Here is an 18,261-nt window from a genome sequence, read left to right on the forward strand (position 1 = left end):
CAGGCGCGGGCTGCGCCAGGGCTCACGCGGTCTCGCCGACCCGGTAGCCCACCCCCCGAACGGTCACCACGATAGAGGGGCGCTCGGGGTCCTTCTCAATCTTGGCCCGCAGACGCTGGACGTGGACATTGACCAGCCGGGTGTCGGCCGGGTGCTGGTAACCCCACACCTGGCTGAGGAGCTCCTCGCGGGTGAAGACCTTCCACGGCGAGCGGGCCAGCGTCACCAGCAGCTCGAACTCCAGGGGTGTTAGGGCGATAGTGGTGCTGCCCCGGTTGACCTGGTGGCCAGCAACGTCAATATCGAGATCCCCGGCACGCACGTGCTCGGCAGCGCCAGGGTTGGTACGACGCAGTCGTGTCGAGACGCGAGCCAGCAGCTCCTTGGACTTGAAGGGCTTGGTGACGTAGTCGTCGGCCCCGGCCTCAAGCCCGGCAACAACGTCCTGAGTATCTGTGCGCGCGGTCAGCATGATGATAGGGACGTCGGACTCGGCCCGGATCAGTCGGCAGATCTCGACACCGTCAAGCCCTGGAAGCATGAGGTCAAGAAGCACCAGGTCGGGGCTGGACTCCCGAAAAGCGTCCATAGCCTTGGCCCCGTCGTGGCAGAGAGTGGGCGTGTAGTTCTCCGACTCCAGCATGATGCCGATCATCTCGGCAAGGGAGGCATCATCGTCAACTACTAGAATGCGCGTGCTCATGGGCATATCTTGGCATGAGGTCGTAGGGTTGCCCGACACCGGCACCCTTGGAGTGGCGTTCACAGTTTCAACTAAGGCATTGACACCTTTCCACAGCTACCTCAAGGTCGTCACACCATCGCCTGGAAAGAGGCTGCGCTCCGCAGTCAACAGATGAGTTCCCCCAGACGCACGCCCACGCCACGGACATAAACGCTGCACCACGAGCTCCAACCAGTGTGCCGACACGAGGACACTGACCCCAGTGCGTCGCTGTCGAGACCCTGCTGAGACCCTGCTGCGGCGGATATCCTCCGACAGACGGAGGGCACCAGCCACCACGCGTGGCACGATGCCTCTATGAGCGCCGATACCGCCGACACCACAGCCTGGGAGCCGCCAACACCGAGCGAGCCTACGGGCCAGGTCACCGACAGCCTCGTGGCCGCGGGGCATCACGGCACCGTCCGGCCTCCGCACAACACCCTGTCTCCCCCACCTGCCGGGACGCAGCCAGGACCAGGAGCCCAGGACAGGGTGGGGGGCCTGCCCCCCGTCTCGGACAGCCCACCTCCCTATCCGGGCAGCCACCGCCCCGGTATCATCCCGATGCGCCCCCTCAGTGTCGGGGAGGTGCTGGAAGGCGCCTTCACCTCCTTGCGCACTAGTCCCCGGGCTATGCTCCTGCCCTCCCTGCTCGTCATGAGCGTCATCGGAGTCCTCACCGCCGTCATCGGCGTCCTGGCGGTACAGGAGCTCGACCTGCTCGCCCTGGAGGAGGAGAGCGCGGCAAGTGCCACCGGCTACCTGTCCGGGTACATGTACGGCACCACCTTGAGGAGTGTGCCGGTGAACCTGCTGAGCTACCTAGCAACCATAGTCCTCAACGGGCTGCTCATCGTGCCGGTGTCACGTATGGTCCTGGGGCATGTGATCACCCCTGCGGAGCTGTGGCGGCGCACCAGGGGAAGGATCTGGGCGCTGATCGGGCAGAGCCTCTTGATCACCGCCGTCATCGGCGCCTGCGGCCTCCTGGCCGTCGCGCTCGTGGGAGGCCTGACCTACGTGGTGGTCTCAGCCGCAGGCGGTACCAGCCTCCCGGTGACCCTGCTGGCCGCAGCCGCCACCGCCCTGGTCGCCCTGTTCCTCCTTCTCCTCGTCCCGGCGCTGGCCGTCATGCTGTCCCTGGCCCCGGCCGCCCTCGTCCTGGAGAACGCCGGCGTGGTGGAGAGCCTGCGCCGCTCCTGGAGGCTGGTCCGCAGCAACTTCTGGCGCGTCGCGGGCATCCTGGTGCTCACCCTGCTCATCATGACGGTGGTCACCAGTGTGGTCTCGGTACTGCTCGGCCTGGTGTCAAGCCTGGTCATCGGGCTGGCCCCGCAGGCGCTGACCGTGCTCACCGCGGTGATGGGACTGGTCAACGCCCTGATCAACGCAGTCATCATCCCCTTCTCCGCAGCAGTGGTCGCCGTGACCTACACCGACCTGCGCATGCGGGCCGAGGGGCTAGACGTCGAGCTGCGCCGGGCTACAGGGGCCTGAGCCGTGCCACCACCCCACCTGACCGAGACTCCCAGCACCGTCCCGGCTTCCCCGCTCCTCCTGCCGTCCCCGCTCCGCCCGGCCCGCTGGTCCCCGTCGGTGGCCCTCGCCGCGGGCCAGGCCGTCATGAGCGGTGCGCCGGCGACGCCGGATGCTGAGGAGGCGCGACGGGCCGCCCAGGAGGAGCTGTCCCGCCGGGTCTACGACAACCACCCAGGTCTTGCTGAGAGGCTGTGGACATGGGTGAGCACCCGCCTGGACGTGACAGCGGTGGTGCCCGGGGCACCACCGTGGGTGTCAGTGGCTGTCGTCGTACTGTGCGCCACGGCTGCCGCCTGCTCCCTGCTACTTCTCCTACGCCGCGTCGCCGTGGTACGCCGGGTCCACGGGCTGGAGGACGCTGTCCTCAACGACGACCGGGACTCAGCCGCCCTGGCCCAGGCTGCTGACCAGGCCGCCACACAGGCCGACTATGCTACCGCCGTCGTCGAGCGGTTCCGTGCCGTGGTCCGCTGCCTGAGCGAGGTCGGCATGCTTGAGGAGTACCCGGGAATGACTGCAGCCGAGGCTGCTCGCGCAGCCAGCACCTCCCTGGGCAGGCTGGACAGGCACCCGGCAGGCGGCACGGACGCCAGCCGCCTGCACAGGGCGGCCAGCCTCTTCGACGGCGTCTTCTACGGCGACATCACTCCCACCCCCAGCCAGGACACCTGGATGCGGCAGCTGGCGGCCGACGTGGCAGACCTGGTCGGCAGCACGCGGACGCGCACAGCCTCCCTGGTGAGGGAGGAGTCATGACCACCGTCACCTCCCGGGAGAGCCATGTGGAGGACGTCGGTGCCCGGCTCCGGCAGTGGCGCCCCCTCGTCCTGGCAGCCAGCCTGCTCCTGGTCGTCACGCTGGCCGTCATCTGGCTGCGCCCTTCCCAGTCCGAGGTCACCCGCGCACCGGACAACCCCGAGGCAGAGGGAGCCATGGCGCTGGCGGAGCTCCTCCGCGCCGAGGGGATCGAGGTCGCCAGGGCGGGCACGCTCGCCCAGGCCCTGGATGAGGTCCACGACGGGGCCACCGCTGTTGTGGTCAGCCCGGGAAGGCTGACCACCGCCCAGCGGGAGTCCCTGGCACAGGCGGGAGGAGACGTCGTCGTCATCGGCGACCTGGAGGACGGCCTTGAGGGGCTGACCAGCGCCCGCGCCGATACCTCCGCATCCACGGCGTCCATCCTGGCCCCGGGGTGCGGGGAGGAGGACGCGGCCGTCGCCGGGTCCCTGGCCAGGTCCGCCACCTCCATCGACCTGTCCAAGGCACCGCAGGCCACCGGCTGCTTCCCTGTGGCCCAGGACCGGTTCGCCTACGCGACCGAGCCGTTGCCCAGCGGGGGGACGCTGCGTCTGGTCGCCGACGGGTCCCTGGCAACCAACGCCCACCTGGCCGAGGCCGGGCACGCCGCCCTGGCGGTGCGTGCCGCAGGCCGTCACGAGCACGTCACCTGGATCGACGACCAGACCGCCACCTCCCCGGGGCCTGGGACTCACCCGCCCTGCCTCCCTGGCTGCCTCTCCTCACGCTGGACCTCGTCCTGATCACGGTGGTGCTGGCGCTGGTGCGAGGACGGCGCCTGGGTGCCATCGTCACCGAGGACCTGCCAGTCGTGGTCTCCTCCACCGAGACCACCCTGGCCCGGGGGCGCCTCTACCGGCGCGCGGCAGACCGGCAGCGCTCCGCCGCGGCCCTGCGGGCGGGCACGGCGAGACGTCTGGGGCGTACTCTCCAAGTGCCTCCGGAGGCAGGGCGGGAGCACCTGCTCGACGCACTGGAGGGGCTGGCTGGTGTTGACCGCCGACAGGCGGACATGCTGCTCTACGGCCCTGTGCCCCCTGACGACAAGGCTCTGGCCTCCCTGGCCATACGGCTTGACCACCTTGAGAGCGAGGTTCGTTCCAGATGAGTATTGTCGACCCGCCCGCCGTGACGGGCTCCTCCCCCGCAGCACCGGTGGAGGACACCACCGCAGACCCGCGCGAGCGCCTGGTGGCGGTACGCACCCAGGTAGCAAAGGCCGTCGTGGGGCAGGACGCGGCAGTGACCGGACTGGTCATCGCCATGCTCGTCGGCGGCCACGTCCTGCTGGAGGGCGTGCCGGGAGTAGCCAAGACGCTCCTGGTACGCACCCTGGCCACCACCCTGACACTGGGTACCAAGAGGGTCCAGTTCACTCCGGACCTCATGCCCGGAGACGTGACCGGCTCCCTGGTCTACGACTCCCGTTCCGCACGGTTCTCCTTCCGCGAGGGCCCGGTCTTCACCAACCTCCTGCTGGCTGACGAGGTCAACCGGACGCCACCCAAGACCCAGGCAGCGCTGCTGGAGGCCATGGAGGAGCGACAGGTCTCCGTCGACGGCGAGTCCCGCGCCCTGCCGGAGCCGTTCATGGTCGTCGCCACCCAGAACCCTGTGGAGTACGAGGGCACCTACCCGCTGCCCGAGGCCCAGCTGGACCGCTTCCTGCTCAACCTCGTCCTGCCCAGGCCCGACCGCTCCCAGGAGATTGAGGTCCTGTCGCGCCACGCCGCCGGCTTCGACCCGCGCAACCTGCCAGAGGCCGGGGTCCAGGCGGTCGCAAGCGGACAGGACCTGGTTGCAGCACAGGAGCAGGTGCACACCGTGGGGGTGACACCGGAGGTACTGGGCTACATCGTGGACCTGGTCAGGGCCACTCGCGCCATGCCCTCGGTGGCCCTGGGCGTGTCCCCGCGCGGTGCCACAGCCCTCCTGGCAGCCTCACGCGCCTGGGCGTGGCTAGCCGGACGCTCCTTCGTCACCCCCGACGACGTCAAGGCCCTGGCTGTCCCGGCCCTGCGACACCGCATCCTGCTGCGCGCCGAGGCGGAGATGGAAGGGACTACCACCCGGGCCGTGGTCGACTCCGTCCTGCGATCAGTACCTGTCCCCCGCTGAGGAGCCCTGAGGAGCCAGATGTTCCTGACGATGCGCACGCTGTGGGCAATGGTCCCCAGTATCGTGGTCGTGGTGCTCCTGCCCCGCCCGGCACTGCTGGCTGCCTGGACCGGCGTGGTGACGCTTCTGGTGGCCGCCGACGTGGCAGCGACACCGTCGACACGGCACCTGAGCGCGCAGCGGCGCACAGCGCGGGCGATCCGCCTAGGAGCGTCAACAACCTCCACCGTGACCGTCACCAACAGCGGCCCGCGCGCTGTCACACTGTCCCTACGAGACGCCTGGCCACCCAGCGCCGGAGCCAGCAAGGAGTACGGGGACCTGACCGTCCCGGCCGGGCAGCACCGGCAGCACGTCACCACGCTCACCCCCTGGCGCCGGGGCTACCGTCAGGCAGGCCCGCTCACCGTACGCTCGACAGGACCGCTGGGGCTGGCCGGCCGACAGACCTCCTTGCAGGCAGAAGCGACACTGCGTGTCCTTCCCGCCTTCAGCTCCCGGCGACACCTGGCCTCCCGCCAGGCGCGCCTGCGTGAGATGGATGGACGCAGCGCGGTCATCACCAGGGGGGAGGGCACTGAGTTCGACTCTCTACGAGGCTACGTGGTCGGGGACGACGCGCGCTCTATCGACTGGCGCTCCTCCGCCAGGCGCAGCGAGGTGGTGGTACGCACGTGGCGCCCCGAGCGAGACCGGAGAGTCCTCGTCCTGCTGAGCACCGGTCGGACGTCCGCCGTGCGCCTCGGGGACGAGCCCCGGCTTGACCTCCAGATCGAGGCTGCCCTGCTCCTGGCCGCTCTCGCCTCCCACGCCGGGGACAGGGTCGAGGTGGCCGCACTGGACAGTGCTGTCCGTCTTCAGGTCCGAGGCGAGTCAGGACCGGCACTGATGAGCACCCTGGCTAACGGCCTGGCCCCCGTGGAGGCACGGCTGGTGGAGCCGAACTGGCCTCTCATGGCCTCGGTGGCCCGCTCCTCGCTCAGCCAGCGTGCCCTGGTCGTGGTGCTGGCAGCGCTGGACGGTGCCGGTGCTGATGCAGGGATGCTGCAGGCACTGTCCGCCCTGGCACACCAGCACACGGTCGTCCTCGCCTCCGCCACAGACCCCTCCCTGGAGGAGCTACGGGCCCGGCGTGACGACACCGAGGCGGTGTACACCGCCTCCGCCGCGGAGATGGACCTCATCGAGCACGACGCGGTGCGACGGTACCTGCACAGAGCCGGTGTCGTCGTGGTCGAGGCCAGCGGGAGCAGGCTGGCTCCCGACCTGGCCGACACCTACCTGGACCTAAAGATCGCAGGACGCCTGTGAGCAGTCAGAACCCACCACAGCTACCGGAGTCACCGGAGTCACCGCCCTCCTGCGGTCAGCCCCCCTCCCGCGGAGCCTCCAGTCTCCCGGACCGTTCAGGCCCCCACGAGCTACCCGGCCTCCGGGGCGGAGTAGCCCGCCTCCTGAGGTCCCAGGTCACCTGTGATATCAGCCTTGACGGCACGGCGTCCCAGGACAACCGTATAGACCCACAGGAGCGCCACCGCCCCGAGACCTACGGCGATCTTGAGCACCCACGGGATGGGAGCAGGGGTCACGAACGCCTCGATCAGGCCCGCCACCACCAGTGCCATGGTCAGCCCCACAGCAGCTGTCACCAGCACGCGGCCCTCGACTGCCAGGGCGTTGGCCCGCGACCGCCTGCCCGGAACCAGCAGCGTCCAGAACAGACGCAGCCCGGCTCCGCCCGCAGTCAGCACGCAGGTCAGCTCCAGCAGGCCGTGCGGGAGGACCAGGGCGAGGAACTGCCCCAGCAGGCCGTGGTCGGCCATGACCGCGCCTGCCTGTCCCAGGGCTACGGCGTTGACCCACAGCACGAGGGCCGGAAGCACGCCGGTGACGCCTCCGGCCACGCAGACAGCCGCGAGACGGGCGTTGGATGTCCACACCTGGGCGGCGAACTCCACCGGGGCGTACGCGGTGTAGTAGGCCTCAAAAGCCTCGTGGGCGTAGGCGTGACGCTGGCTCGGGGTCCCCAGCAGGCTCATCGCCTCCGGGCTACGCAGCGTCCAGACCCCTACGACAAGGACCAGCGCCACCTCTGCCACCGTGACACCCAGCGTCCACCAGCGAACGCGGTACAGGGCAGCGGGAACAGCCTGGAGCACAAAGCTCCTGGCCGTGCTCAAAGTCACCTCACGCGTTCCAGCCAGGCGCTCACGTGCTGCCGTTACACGCACGGACAGCTCGGCGACCAGCTGTGGGTCCGGGGCTGCCGAGCGCACCTGGGACAGGTGACGGGCGCACATTCGGTAGAGCATGACAAGCTCGTCAGCCTGCGCCCCTGTCAGTCGTCTGCTGGAGACGAGCCGGTCAAGGCGGTCCCACTGGTCACGGTGTGCCGCAGCAAAGGCGTCAAGATCCACAACGGGAGTCTGCCATGACAGCCACGCCAACAACGACAAACGCGACCACCACGGCAGCACTGTCCTCATATCCTGACCAGTCCGGGCGCCCCGGGACCGCAGGCGACATCACAGGCGACATCGCAGGTGACATCGCAAGCGACATGGTCGTCACCGCCGAGGCCGTCGCCCTGGAGGCACTGCCCGCGACCGCCGTCTCACGACTGCTGTCAGGTGCTGTCGACTACGGCATCTACGCCGTGGGAGCGTTACTGACTCTTACCACCATCGGCCGTCTCTCCGCTGCCCGCATACTGCCCTCTCCCTCCGGCGCCCTCCTCAGCGTCAGCCTGTCCCTGACCGCCTTCACCTGGATCGTCGTGGTTCCGATAGCGGTCGAGATCCTCTCTCGTGGCCGCAGCGCGGGCCGCCTGGTCACAGGGGCTCGAGTGGTACGCGACGACGGCGGCGCTGTCAGGCTGCGGCACAGCCTCGTCAGGGCGCTAGTCGGTGCCGTCGAAATCTGGGGCACCGGGGCGCTCCTGGCACTGGTCAGCTGCGTGGTGACCAGGCGAGGCAAGCGCCTGGGAGACCTGCTCGCGGGCACCTACGTGGTGCGCGACCACTACGACAGCCTTCACAGGGCACCGCTGCTCATGCCTCCCGAGCTGGCGGCGTGGGCAGCTGGTGCCGACCTGGGAAGGCTTCCTGGCAACGTGACGCTGGTAGCCCGCACCTTTCTTCAGCGCTCTGCCGGGCTGCGGGAGCCCTACCGGCAGCAGCTAGGCACGCACCTGGCCACCCAGGTCAGCGAGTACGTCTCTCCTCCCCCGCCGCCAGGCACCCACCCGGAGCGCTTCCTGGCTGCGGTACTGGTGCAGCGGCGCGACCGGGAGCTGGCCCTGGAGCTGGAAAGACGTCACCTGGAGGAGACAGTACGTCACAGCATGGCACGGCTACCTTTTGAGGTCGGCAGCGGCGACGCCCGGTGACGCCCGGGCAGGGTGACGCCCGGGCAGAAGACTCCCGCGAGCCCAACAGGCAGCAACTGCTCCGAAGCCCCCTCTCCTCGCCCCTCCTGGGCTCCTCAGCCTCCTCCTAGTCCTCAGCCTCCTCCTTCTCGCCACGCAGGACCCTCAGGTGGCCGCGACGCAGGATCTCTCCCTCAGCCACCTCCGGCAGCGGAGGCAGCGGAGCCGTCACAGGCCCGGGTATCACCCCGCCCGGACGAGGACGACGCTCAGCGGGCGGAGGAGCCGGGCGGGGAGCACGCGAGGCCTCCCGCACCGCGTCCGCCAGCGCCAGCAGGTCGTCCTCGCTCGGTGGGGCGGGCGTGAAGTCGGTCGCCAGCCGAATCACCTGCCAGCCTCGGGGTGCGGTAAAGGAGGACACGTGCTTCTCGCACAGGTCGTAGGCCTCGGGCTGCGCCTCAGTTGCCAACGGCCCCAGGACGATCGTGGAGTCCGCATACACGGAGGTCAAGGTGGCCACGGCGGGACGCTCGCAGCCGGGCCTGCGGCAGTGTCGGACTCTTCTCACGCACGCAGGCTACCGTGCCGCTGCCCCTGACGGGGAGGAATCCCGCATACGCTGGCGACGTGACCTCCCCGTTCTCCCCCGTCGCCACCTCGTCGCACTACCCCGGCAGGCGGCGCAGACGCGACCGGCACGGACGGGGACAGCGCGGGCCGCTGCTCCCACCGAGCCTGCCAGCGTGGCGGACGCGCGCTGAGCGGTTTGACGAGCTGGTCATCGCCGCTGCGCGGGACCTGGCCACCCGGTGGCCCCAGGTCAAGGATATCCAGTTCGCGGTGGAGGAGGTCCCGCCCTCCGACCCCGCCCCCTGGGAACGGTCGGTAGTCCTCGGGAGAGGGTTCACGGCGGAGCCACGAGCGGGCCTGCCTGCACGCGTCATCATCTACCGGCGCCCAGTGGCCTCGCGTGTGGTCGCGAGCCAGGCGGGACCCACGGCGCTGGCCGAGCTGGTACGCCAGGTGGTCGTCGAGCAGGTGGCTCTCATGCTGGGGCGCCGTCCCGAGGAGATCGACCCCGGCTGAGACAGGGGCCGCCGACCCCCACCAGCAGCCCTCACCAGCCCTCCCGTCCGCACCCCAATCGTCACTCAGTCCTCGCACAGCCCTTGCTCGAGGAAACCCACGGGGTTACGCCGGAGAACGCGGCTCACGTGCGCACAGCCCTTAGCTGAGGAGGATCCTGTGCGCAGCCGCTGCCGCTGCGTCAGGCTCGGCCGGGACGACGGAGAGCAGGACTCCTGCGGCGTCCCCGGACACACGAGCAGCTACCACGGTCGCAGCAGCCACCGCGCCCCTCTCCCCCGAGGTAGTCAGAGTCACAGCCGCAACCTCATCGGGGACATCGACCCTGATCGCCCCTCCGGCGGGAACCGCTACCTCCTCCTGCCACGACCCGTCAGCGCTGGCAAGAGCGACAGAGGTCTCCCGGCCCCCGTTGGCCAGGGTGACCACGGAGTTCAGGCCCTCGCCCCGGGGAACCGCCAGGACGCTGGCAGCCAGCGCGTCCTGGCGGCTGGCCTGAATCCATGCCTTGTCATGCACGAGGGCACCCGAGCGCTCCGGGTACTCCCCGCCGCTTCGCACCAGCTGTACCGCCGCCGCGACGGGCAGGTCCGAGGTCACCTGCAGGCCGTAAGTACCCGGCGAGACTCCCTCCAGGGAGACGTCGAAGACGCTGCCCGGGTCAATGACGACGCCCTCGGCTCCCGGAAGCGGTACGGACCCCTCCTCGCCGAGCATGGCCACGTTGACCGACGCGGGCTCGTTGCCTGGATTGACCACTCTTACGACAGGCGAGTCGGAGGAGACCGCCCCCGTGGAGTCCTGTGCCACCTCACCCTGCTCCTCGGGGCTGGCAACCTGGACCCCGGGGACCACGAGGTCCGTGGCTGGGGCGGCACCACCCGTAAGGACGTCGGTTCCCGCCGCCGTCTCCCCGTCAAGCTCCTCAGTGACCAGCGCCACGGCAAGGCTGCCTCCCTCCGCTTCGACCGACACCGCCAGGCGAGGGTCGTTGGCACTGGCGGCTTCCAGGAGCAGGGACGTGTCGGAACCAGCCGGGACCGTGACCTGGCCGTTACTGGGAAGATCGAGCTGTCCTGTGGACCCGTAGACTGCGACGTTTGCTGTCACGTTGGTGACTCCGGGATTCTCCAGCCGCAGCTGTGCAGAGGCTCCCGGCGCCGTAGAGCCTCCCACAATCCAGGATGTCGCGGAAGGCTGGACACAGGGGGCGGCAGTCAGGCCCCGAAGGTCTCCGCCGGAGGCCAGGGTCGTGACAAAGGCCGCAGCAGACGCGACCTGCCCTTCCTGCCCAGGCTCGACCACAACAACGCCGCCTTCCGCGCTGTCCATGGTCGTGGCCGAGTCCTCCCGGAGGGGCTCGTCAGCGTAGGAGAGCGAAGCGCTCTCTCCAACCGGCACCACAGTCGTGGACGTCGTCATCGACGCCACCTCCACGGCCTGCAGCGTGTTCGTGGGTGAGCTGGGGCACACGTACACGCTCTGGGCCCCGCCCTGGGTCACGGTCACGGGGGCCAGCCGGGGCGTGGCTGCCAGAGGGTGGACCTGTCCCCACCACGTCACGCCGCCAACGGCACAGGCCAGGACCAGCGCGCACACCAGCGCCGCCCCACGTCGCGCGACACCACGCCACGACCGCCGCGCAGGACGCGGTGTCGACGCTCCAGAGGCTCCCGACGTCTGGGCAGGAGGCTGCGGACGGGCTGCCTCCTGCGTCTGAACAGCGTCTGCGTCAGCCTCTGCGTCGGTCCCTGCATCAGTCTGAGCAGGCTCTCGGTGCTGACGGCCCTCCGCCTGCCGACTTCCAGGACCGTCCCCGGGGTCTCCTGCCCCCTGAGAGGACGAGGCCGTGCTCTCCAGCTCGCTCACACCGTCTCCCTTCCGCGTCGCAGGGGTAGGGCGGCCACAGCCGTCACCACCCATGCACCCCAGATCCCATAGGTCAGCAGGGTCGGGACGAGCCCGCCCCTATAGGTGATCTCCAGGATCCCCTCGTCGGCGGGTAGCACAAAGGCCTGCCTCCACTCTCCGCCCTCGCCGGGCAGGGTCGTGGGCTCCAGCGGCGTCCCGTCCAAGGAGGCGCTCCAAGAGCTGCTAGCGCGCTCAGCCAGGACCAGGGTGCGTCCGTCCTGGCCCCGGGGCAGGCGCGCACTCGCGGCAACCTCGCCACCGTCAGAGGACAGCGGCACGCTGCGACCGTCGGCATCCACGACCGTCAGCCGTGAGGCCTCCTGGCCCTGCTGCGGTGCCACACGCCAGGCGGTACCGGAAGCAGTCTGCGCCAGCTGGTCCAGTCCCGGGGTCGATGCCAGGCCGGAACGTGTCTCAGCAGTCAGCTCGTCTCCTGGAGTCTCGGCCAGGACGACGACAGCGATCCCGTGCGCCGCCAGCTCGGCAGCAGCCTCCTCGTCCTGCCCGGAGACGGCCCGGGCGACCAGGTCGGCCAGGGCGAGGTCCGCGTCGTCGCCCAGCACCATGGGGACGTCATCGGGAAGAGCTCCCTCAGCCGCGACCAGCCCATGGTCCCAGACGTCCGGCACCCGGGTACGCAGCTGGGCGCTGAGCACCTCTGGCAGGACGTCGGTCACCTGGGTACCAGCATGCCGCCAGATGGTGACCTGCAGGCCCGCGGGAGAGGCTGCCAGGTGCAGGACCCGGCCCTGGGTACCAGAGGACTGGAGCTGGGCAGCAATCAGCGGAACCTGCTGCCCAGCGCTGCGCAGGGCCACGGCCTGCTCGGACCCCGCACGAGCCCGCCAGGCCCAGGCCGCACCCGCTGTCAGAGGACCGGCTGCCACGACGAGGCACAGGACCGCCACTACCCACGGCCGCCAGCCACGCGCCCCTGCCCTCAGGACCGCGTCCGCATCCAGGAGGGCGAGGCAGGCGTCGCCAGCAACCAGGCCTGCCAGGACAAAGCCAGCCAGGGCCACGGACAGCCCGGCCCCGGCCCACCCGGTGACAAGCACGCTGGTGTCCTCACCTGGGCTGGTCCCGACAGCGGTGACAGTGCGGGAGGACAGGGCCGCCAGCGCCAGGCCGCCAAGCGCCAGGAGGACACCGGTCCGTGCCCTGGCTCCCTGCCGCCCGGACACCAGCAGGCTCGCTAGCGCCGCGGCCGGAACGACAGCCAGAAGGATCTTGCCAACCAGGGCCAGGGCGCCGTCAGCCAGGACAAGGTCCAGGTCCGTGGGCGAGCCCAGGAGCAGGTCCACCCCGCTGGGGGAGCCGACTGCGGTCGGCACGCCGGTGTCAGTTAGCAGCAGGCGCAGCCCCTGCGACCAGGTCGTGGTCGAGCCCACCTGCCAGGCGCGCCACCAGGCCGGGGCGGCTGTCAGCACCAGCGGCACCAGCGTGAGAAGCAGTCGGTAGCCCCGTGAGGACCTCAGGGCCAGCACACCGATCACAAGAAGCAGGAGCGGAGCCGTCGCCGCGGACGCAGCCACCACCACCGAGGCGAGGAGGCCAGCCGTGGCCGCAGCAGCCGCCGAGCCGGGGCCGTACCGCACGGGCATCGGCACCCGGTGAGACGACGTACCGGCCACGCCGCCTACCGCCCCTTCCGTGTCCGGGCCGCTGGGGTTCAGGTCCTGGGCAGGAGGGTGGTCCTGCACGCCTGTACCATCCTCGTCCTGGGAGCCGGGGCTGTCCTGGCTGCCCCGGTCGCCCTCCTGGCTATCCTCTCGGCCTGCCTCACTGCCCTGAGCGCTCTCCTGCTCCTGGCCGTCCTGGTGTCGACCGTCCTGAACGTCCTCTGGCATCCCGGAGCCAGCCACGGGGTCTACCACGGGCTGGAGATCCTCACCGGGCGCGTCCTGGTCAAGATGCGCCAGGTCCTCGACGCGTTCCTGGGAGAAGAGGTCCAGCTCCTGACGCTCCCTGTCTGTGAGCAGGTGCGCACCCACAAGACCGGAGACAACCACATCGCGACGGTCCGCCCCCAGCGCACGGGCCACGGCAAGAAGCATCCAGGGCAGGGCCAGGTGGACCAGGACAGCCGTCAGGCGCCCCTGCCCCACTGCCGTGAGGAGGTTCGGAGTGAGCGCCCACACGAGCCCGGCCGCCCAGCGCAGCCCCACCCGACGCGTCACCGTCCCGGCAGCGAACCAAGCCCCCAGGGCGGCCAGAGGCACAGCAGCCAGAAGAAGAGCATGGACCCCTACGTCACCGTCAACCCCGACCAGGCCACCCAACGCCATCGGCAGCGCCATCACCGCCAGAAGAGGCGAGGGCCCACCGGGGTAGCCGTCGCCAGAGGGGATCCAGGCGGCCCAGGCAGTCTCCCACATCTCACGCCAGCTGGTGGAGAGGAAGGCGGAGGCACCACCGCTGACAGAGCGGGTCAGCACCACGCCCGACAGCCCGGCAGCCGTCACAACGAGGACAGGTAGCACCAGGGCGACCAGCACCCTCCTCCTGGTGCGGGCCAGGGCGGCCAGCTCACGCACCTCCAGCTCGCTGGGCGCTCTGGAGCGCGCCGAGCGCTCCCGCTCCTGGCGCACCTGGTCCCTACGCGCCGCACGAATCCGGGATGCCGGAACGTAGAGCCTTCCCAGGGCGGAGCGCGGCACCTGTGCGTACCGAGACAGACGACGACGACCTGTCCTGATACGACCGGCATGCCTGAGGACCTCACAGGCGGCAGCCACCTCGTCGCGGGCGAGCGCAGGAACCTTGGAGACCAGCCGCCACAACCCGCGAGCCAGCCCCAGAAGCAGGAACCACCCTAGCAGCAGGACCACGGGACGAGAGGAGAAAGCACCCCAGTTGGTCAGCTGGGCGACCCGACGCTCCCGAAAGGAGCGCTCAGGGGCAGGATCCGGCAGGTCGGTGACCGGAGCGTCACTCTCCCGGCGAACGGCCTGCCGAGCGGGCCGCAGGCCAAGGTAGGAGGCACGACGATGACGCAGGACGGCCTGGGGCTCGACGACAACCCGGTAGCCGCACAGTCGGGCAGCACGCGACAGCTCCAGACCGTCCCCGAAAGGTCCCAGCCACGGTGCGATGCCACCGACCTCGTCCCACACGGTACGCGCTACCAGGGCACCGGCTGTCCCCACCGCGAGTACGTCGCTGCGGTCGTCGTACTGGCCCTGGTCCACCTCACCGGGGACAATGGCGTTGTCCCTGCGCGCCGAGGCCGTCGTGCCCAGCCCGACCTCCAGAAGCTGGTCGGGATGGTCCCAGGAGACCTGCTTGGGGCCGACGACACCCACGGACCGCGCGTTGGCCGCCGCCGCCAGCAGCGCGCGCAGGCAGCCTGGCTGCGGTGCGGAGTCGTCATGAAGCAGCCACAGCCACAGCCTTCGTGACTGCTGCTCCTCGGGATCAGGGACGATCAGACGTCGCTCCTGCCGGGTCACCGGGGACAGCGCCCCGACGACCGGGTCAGGAGCCACCCCTCCGGAGTGCGCCCCCTCAGGCACGTCCCGGCTCCCACCGGATCGACCACGGCGACGCCCCCCTGAGGCCACGAGGTCGGTATAGGCGGCAAGCCCCGAGGCGATCGCGGCTCCGAAGGTAGCCACCTCCCCGGCACGTACGATGCGCACCGCGCTGGAGGCATCAAGCCCGCAGGCCTCCACGACCTCCTCAATCGGCGTGCCGTCCCCCAGCCCGTTAGCCCGAGAGGCGACGTCAACAACAAGGACGATCTCCGCCTGACGCACCTGGGACGCCAGGCCGCTGAGCGTCTCAGCCAGAAACGGGGTGTTCCCGGCCGTCACGACGACGGCCAGGACACCCGCGTCAGCCTCCGGCTGCGACCTGTCCCTCGCGGTCCCGTCGTCAGGGCCCGCTGGCGTCATACCGCGCGACGCTTGAGCTTGCGGCGTTCACGCTCAGACAGTCCGCCCCAGATACCAAAGCGCTCGTCGTTGGCGAGAGCGTACTCAAGACACTCCTCACGCACCTCACAGGTCGCACAGACGCGCTTGGCCTCACGGGTGGAGCCGCCCTTCTCGGGGAAGAAGGCCTCAGGGTCCGTCTGGGCGCACAGAGCACGCTCCTGCCACGCCAGGGGACCCTCATCAAGATCATCACCACCGCCGAAAAGGAACAGCAACGCCTCGGTGTCAGGCTCCTCTGGGCGCGTCAGTGGCCCGTCGCCGAGGATGTTCCACATATTCGGCCTCCCTTCAACTTACTTGCTTGCCAGTAAGAATTACATGCGCGCCGGACCGGGCGAGTCAAGCCCGAGAAGGAAACTACACCCTCTCGTGACCATCGACACCGCTCGTTGACAATCCGCGAACCGCCTCGCACTGCGGGTACTATATGGCGACTTCCTACAAGACACCTGAGAAGAGACCAGGGCTACGCTGACAGTACCTTCGTACCAAGTTTCTGGCGGAATCGCGGGCAGTGGCGCAGCCCGCGGCACTGCCTCACCGCGCCGCGATACCGTGATAATATCCCACAACCGCGCCACCACCTCAGTAGGTCTGACTCAATTCTCCAACATGTATACGCAACTTCTTGAGACCCTTCCCGCCGCCCACGACTCAGACCGGCCGTGGCTGGTTTGTTATGGCCTTGACCAGCGAATCGAGCTCACCGGGCGCGTGCTGTCTATGTGGCACGCCAAGGTGGCGGGACTGATTACTAATGAGGTGTTTTCCGGAGATGGAATTCACATAGGAACCGGGGTGCACTGGCGAGGGGTGATATGGGCCTGTGGAGCGTGGCTCGCGGGTCAGCACGTCCTGGTCGGCACAGCGGACACAGTCCGGGCAGCGGGCCTGTCGCCAGGCCTCAGCGTTGCCCTGGATGATGAGCAGCTGTGCCCCGACGCTGAGGTCCAGGTGCTGGCACCGCCCCAGTCACTGGCGCTGCGGTGGCCCGCACAGCTGCCACCACTGGTGCTCGACGGCGCCGCCGACCTCATGGCCTACCCGGACCACTACGCCCCGGTCTCCGAGGCGAGCACCTCATCCGTGCCCCTGACTGAGCTGGACCGACAGGGCAGACACACCTACTGGTCTGAGGACGACCTCCTGGGTGCCCTCTACCACCCGGGCAGCCGCCCTGCCGGGGACAGAGTCGGCGCTCAGGCGCCAGGTCCAGAAGCGACAGCACGGTCTGCTGAGGGTCAGCAGGCCGTGCTGGTACACGAGAACGGCCTGGCACCGGCACTGCGCGGCGTCCTGACCACCTGGCGAGCAGGTCGCACGGCAGTGCTGCTCATGGAAGGAGCGGGAGAGGACGTCGCGCAAGCAGCCGCACGCCAGGAGGGGGCGACCTGGTAGGCCGCAAGGGTCAGGGGACGTCCGCCTGGACCAAGGTCCCCTCTCCTTCCACCGAGAGGGTCCGCTCGTCGGCACCGACGAAGACAGCCTGTCCACGGGCGAGCCCCAGCTGTCCCGCTGCCGTTGTCAGTGTCGTGGAGCCCTGGACCGCCAGCACGACCCGCGGTCCCCGACCAGGTATCTGAAGGCGACCGTCTGCTGGCACGACAGAGGTGACCATGAGCTCGAAGTCGTCCACGGGAGCGTAGTAGGCGCGGGTCGCGCGCGACAGGTACTCGGGAGCGGGGCGTACTGGCGGTGCAGCCACGTAGCTCACGCAGGCCAGGACCCCGGCGACGTCCACGTGCTTGGCAGTCAGACCAGCCCGCAGCACGTTGTCGGAGGAGGCCATGACCTCCACCCCCAGGCCGCTGACATAGGCGTGGACGCTGCCCGCAGGGACGAACAGCGCCTCCCCGGGCTGAAGAGTCACAGGGTTGAGCAGGAGCGCCGCAGCGATACCCGGGTCACCCGGAAAGCTGCGGGACATCTCCAGCACGTTAGAGTCCACCCTGGGGGACGGGGAGGCTCCGGCCTCTACCCGCTCGGAGATCTCCTCGACAAGAGCAGCGACCGCCTCTTCCTGGGGCCGAGTACCGGCCGAGACCAGGTCCGTAAAGACCTGGCGGATGCCGAAGCGGGTGGGATTGAGCCTCAGCGTGCGCCGCATGCGCCGCGCCAAGGGGCTGTCCAGGTCGGCAAGGACCTCAGCGGCACGCCGAGGCGCCCGAAACCCTGCCACCGCCTCAAACTGCGTCAGCGCCAGCACCATCTCCGGCTTGTGGTTGGGGTCCTTGTAGTTACGATCCGGACTGTCCATTGCCACGCCAGCCTCCTCCTCCAGGGCGTAGCCCTCAGCCGCCTGCTCCTGGCTCGGGTGGACCTGGAGGGACAGGACCCGGGCCGGGGCGATGAGCTTGACGAGGAAAGGCAGCTGGGCGCCGAACCTGCGGATGACGTCATCACCCAGCAGCCGGACGGGCTCACGCCCGAGGACCTCTGCCAGGGGGTGTCCTCCTGCCACCAGCGTCGGTCCCGCCGCGTGGGCGCCGTACCACGCCTCAGCCCAGGGACAGCCGTCAGAGGGCACACCGAGCAACCTGGGAATGGCTGTGGCAGAGCCCCAGCCATAACGCTGCCGGGCAGCCTCGAGACGCATCATAGGGGGCACCGTACCGGCGGCAGCGCACAGCTGGCTACACGACGTCCTTGCGACGCCTCACAGGCCGGGGCCAGCCGGAGCTCCCGGTGTGCTGCGTGGTCGCAGCCGCACGCACCCGTACCTGATCCGCAACGTCCACGACAAATCAGCCCCGTCGCCCCGCCAACTCGTGCTCGGT

At 69.6% G+C, this 18,261-nt stretch carries 16 protein-coding genes; 9 read left to right on the forward strand and 7 right to left on the reverse strand.

The window, feature by feature from the left end; all coding sequences use genetic code 11:
* Positions 1-22: 22 nt before the first annotated feature.
* On the reverse strand, positions 23-703 hold the full coding sequence (gene mtrA / locus D5R93_RS09855) for an MtrAB system response regulator MtrA (protein WP_119836578.1): 681 nt from the start codon (positions 701-703) through the stop codon (positions 23-25).
* Between the two features lie 339 nt (positions 704-1,042).
* On the opposite strand from mtrA, the gene D5R93_RS09860 reads away from it, so the two are divergent.
* Genes D5R93_RS09860 through D5R93_RS09885 form a run of 6 tightly spaced genes read left to right on the forward strand, consistent with a single transcriptional unit; the run spans position 1,043 to position 6,493 of the window.
* On the forward strand, positions 1,043-2,224 hold the full coding sequence (locus D5R93_RS09860; RefSeq protein WP_119836579.1) for a DUF7847 domain-containing protein: 1,182 nt from the start codon (positions 1,043-1,045) through the stop codon (positions 2,222-2,224).
* A 3-nt stretch (positions 2,225-2,227) separates the two neighbouring features.
* Positions 2,228-3,022 carry a DUF4129 domain-containing protein gene (locus tag D5R93_RS09865; protein ID WP_243106707.1) on the forward strand — a complete coding sequence of 265 codons (795 nt, stop codon included), beginning with the start codon at positions 2,228-2,230 and terminating at the stop codon, positions 3,020-3,022.
* Positions 3,019-3,807, forward strand: a complete 789-nt coding sequence (locus tag D5R93_RS09870) for a DUF4350 domain-containing protein (protein WP_120204986.1) — start codon at positions 3,019-3,021, stop codon at positions 3,805-3,807. The genes D5R93_RS09865 and D5R93_RS09870 overlap by 4 nt, the downstream gene beginning before the upstream one ends.
* A gap of 5 nt (positions 3,808-3,812) precedes the next feature.
* Positions 3,813-4,172 (forward strand): hypothetical protein, encoded by a 360-nt coding sequence (locus D5R93_RS09875; RefSeq protein ID WP_120204988.1) that lies wholly within the window; start codon positions 3,813-3,815, stop codon positions 4,170-4,172.
* Complete coding sequence (locus D5R93_RS09880; RefSeq protein ID WP_119836581.1) at positions 4,169-5,182, forward strand: AAA family ATPase; 1,014 nt, start codon at positions 4,169-4,171, stop codon at positions 5,180-5,182. The genes D5R93_RS09875 and D5R93_RS09880 overlap by 4 nt, the downstream gene beginning before the upstream one ends.
* Before the next feature lie 18 nt (positions 5,183-5,200).
* Positions 5,201-6,493, forward strand: coding sequence for a DUF58 domain-containing protein (locus D5R93_RS09885; protein ID WP_120204991.1), 1,293 nt, complete (start codon positions 5,201-5,203; stop codon positions 6,491-6,493).
* Between the two features lie 110 nt (positions 6,494-6,603).
* On the opposite strand, the gene D5R93_RS09890 is transcribed toward D5R93_RS09885, so the two are convergent.
* Positions 6,604-7,599 (reverse strand): stage II sporulation protein M, encoded by a 996-nt coding sequence (locus tag D5R93_RS09890; protein ID WP_120204992.1) that lies wholly within the window; start codon positions 7,597-7,599, stop codon positions 6,604-6,606.
* A 143-nt stretch (positions 7,600-7,742) separates the two neighbouring features.
* Here D5R93_RS09890 and D5R93_RS09895 point away from each other — a divergent pair, with 143 nt between their 5' ends.
* Positions 7,743-8,570 carry an RDD family protein gene (locus D5R93_RS09895; RefSeq protein WP_243107078.1) on the forward strand — a complete coding sequence of 276 codons (828 nt, stop codon included), beginning with the start codon at positions 7,743-7,745 and terminating at the stop codon, positions 8,568-8,570.
* A 106-nt stretch (positions 8,571-8,676) separates the two neighbouring features.
* Here D5R93_RS09895 and D5R93_RS09900 read toward each other — a convergent pair whose 3' ends face one another.
* Positions 8,677-9,117 carry a DUF3499 domain-containing protein gene (locus tag D5R93_RS09900; RefSeq protein ID WP_120204994.1) on the reverse strand — a complete coding sequence of 147 codons (441 nt, stop codon included), beginning with the start codon at positions 9,115-9,117 and terminating at the stop codon, positions 8,677-8,679.
* 59 nt (positions 9,118-9,176) lie between these two features.
* On the opposite strand from D5R93_RS09900, the gene D5R93_RS09905 reads away from it, so the two are divergent.
* On the forward strand, positions 9,177-9,635 hold the full coding sequence (locus D5R93_RS09905) for a metallopeptidase family protein (protein WP_119836586.1): 459 nt from the start codon (positions 9,177-9,179) through the stop codon (positions 9,633-9,635).
* A 141-nt stretch (positions 9,636-9,776) separates the two neighbouring features.
* Here D5R93_RS09905 and D5R93_RS09910 read toward each other — a convergent pair whose 3' ends face one another.
* Genes D5R93_RS09910 through D5R93_RS09920 form a run of 3 tightly spaced genes read right to left on the reverse strand, consistent with a single transcriptional unit; the run spans position 9,777 to position 15,759 of the window.
* Positions 9,777-11,504 carry a DUF5719 family protein gene (locus D5R93_RS09910; RefSeq protein ID WP_120204996.1) on the reverse strand — a complete coding sequence of 576 codons (1,728 nt, stop codon included), beginning with the start codon at positions 11,502-11,504 and terminating at the stop codon, positions 9,777-9,779.
* Positions 11,501-15,442, reverse strand: coding sequence for a glycosyltransferase (locus D5R93_RS15045; protein WP_120204998.1), 3,942 nt, complete (start codon positions 15,440-15,442; stop codon positions 11,501-11,503). The genes D5R93_RS09910 and D5R93_RS15045 overlap by 4 nt, the downstream gene beginning before the upstream one ends.
* A complete protein-coding gene (locus tag D5R93_RS09920; protein WP_119836589.1) occupies positions 15,439-15,759 on the reverse strand; it encodes a WhiB family transcriptional regulator in 321 nt (106 codons plus the stop codon). The genes D5R93_RS15045 and D5R93_RS09920 overlap by 4 nt, the downstream gene beginning before the upstream one ends.
* Before the next feature lie 337 nt (positions 15,760-16,096).
* Here D5R93_RS09920 and D5R93_RS09925 point away from each other — a divergent pair, with 337 nt between their 5' ends.
* Positions 16,097-16,882, forward strand: a complete 786-nt coding sequence (locus tag D5R93_RS09925) for a TIGR03089 family protein (RefSeq protein WP_120205001.1) — start codon at positions 16,097-16,099, stop codon at positions 16,880-16,882.
* 10 nt (positions 16,883-16,892) lie between these two features.
* On the opposite strand, the gene manA is transcribed toward D5R93_RS09925, so the two are convergent.
* Positions 16,893-18,083, reverse strand: a complete 1,191-nt coding sequence (gene manA / locus D5R93_RS09930; RefSeq protein WP_119836591.1) for a mannose-6-phosphate isomerase, class I — start codon at positions 18,081-18,083, stop codon at positions 16,893-16,895.
* Positions 18,084-18,261 lie beyond the last annotated feature (178 nt).

Origin of the sequence: Actinomyces lilanjuaniae, assembly GCF_003606385.1 — a bacterium.
GTDB lineage: Bacteria > Actinomycetota > Actinomycetes > Actinomycetales > Actinomycetaceae > Actinomyces > Actinomyces lilanjuaniae.

Excerpts from the sequence above, each read along its gene's own strand:
- mtrA (WP_119836578.1), bottom strand. The coding sequence starts at position 703 with ATGAGCACGCGCATTCTAGTAGTTGACGATGATGCCTCCCTTGCCGAG.
- D5R93_RS09860 (WP_119836579.1), top strand. The coding sequence starts at position 1,043 with ATGAGCGCCGATACCGCCGACACCACAGCCTGGGAGCCGCCAACACCG.
- D5R93_RS09870 (WP_120204986.1), top strand. The coding sequence starts at position 3,019 with ATGACCACCGTCACCTCCCGGGAGAGCCATGTGGAGGACGTCGGTGCC.
- D5R93_RS09880 (WP_119836581.1), top strand. The coding sequence starts at position 4,169 with ATGAGTATTGTCGACCCGCCCGCCGTGACGGGCTCCTCCCCCGCAGCA.
- D5R93_RS09885 (WP_120204991.1), top strand. The coding sequence starts at position 5,201 with ATGTTCCTGACGATGCGCACGCTGTGGGCAATGGTCCCCAGTATCGTG.
- D5R93_RS09895 (WP_243107078.1), top strand. The coding sequence starts at position 7,743 with ATGGTCGTCACCGCCGAGGCCGTCGCCCTGGAGGCACTGCCCGCGACC.
- D5R93_RS15045 (WP_120204998.1), bottom strand. The coding sequence starts at position 15,442 with ATGACGCCAGCGGGCCCTGACGACGGGACCGCGAGGGACAGGTCGCAG.
- D5R93_RS09920 (WP_119836589.1), bottom strand. The coding sequence starts at position 15,759 with ATGTGGAACATCCTCGGCGACGGGCCACTGACGCGCCCAGAGGAGCCT.
- D5R93_RS09925 (WP_120205001.1), top strand. The coding sequence starts at position 16,097 with ATGTATACGCAACTTCTTGAGACCCTTCCCGCCGCCCACGACTCAGAC.
- manA (WP_119836591.1), bottom strand. The coding sequence starts at position 18,083 with ATGATGCGTCTCGAGGCTGCCCGGCAGCGTTATGGCTGGGGCTCTGCC.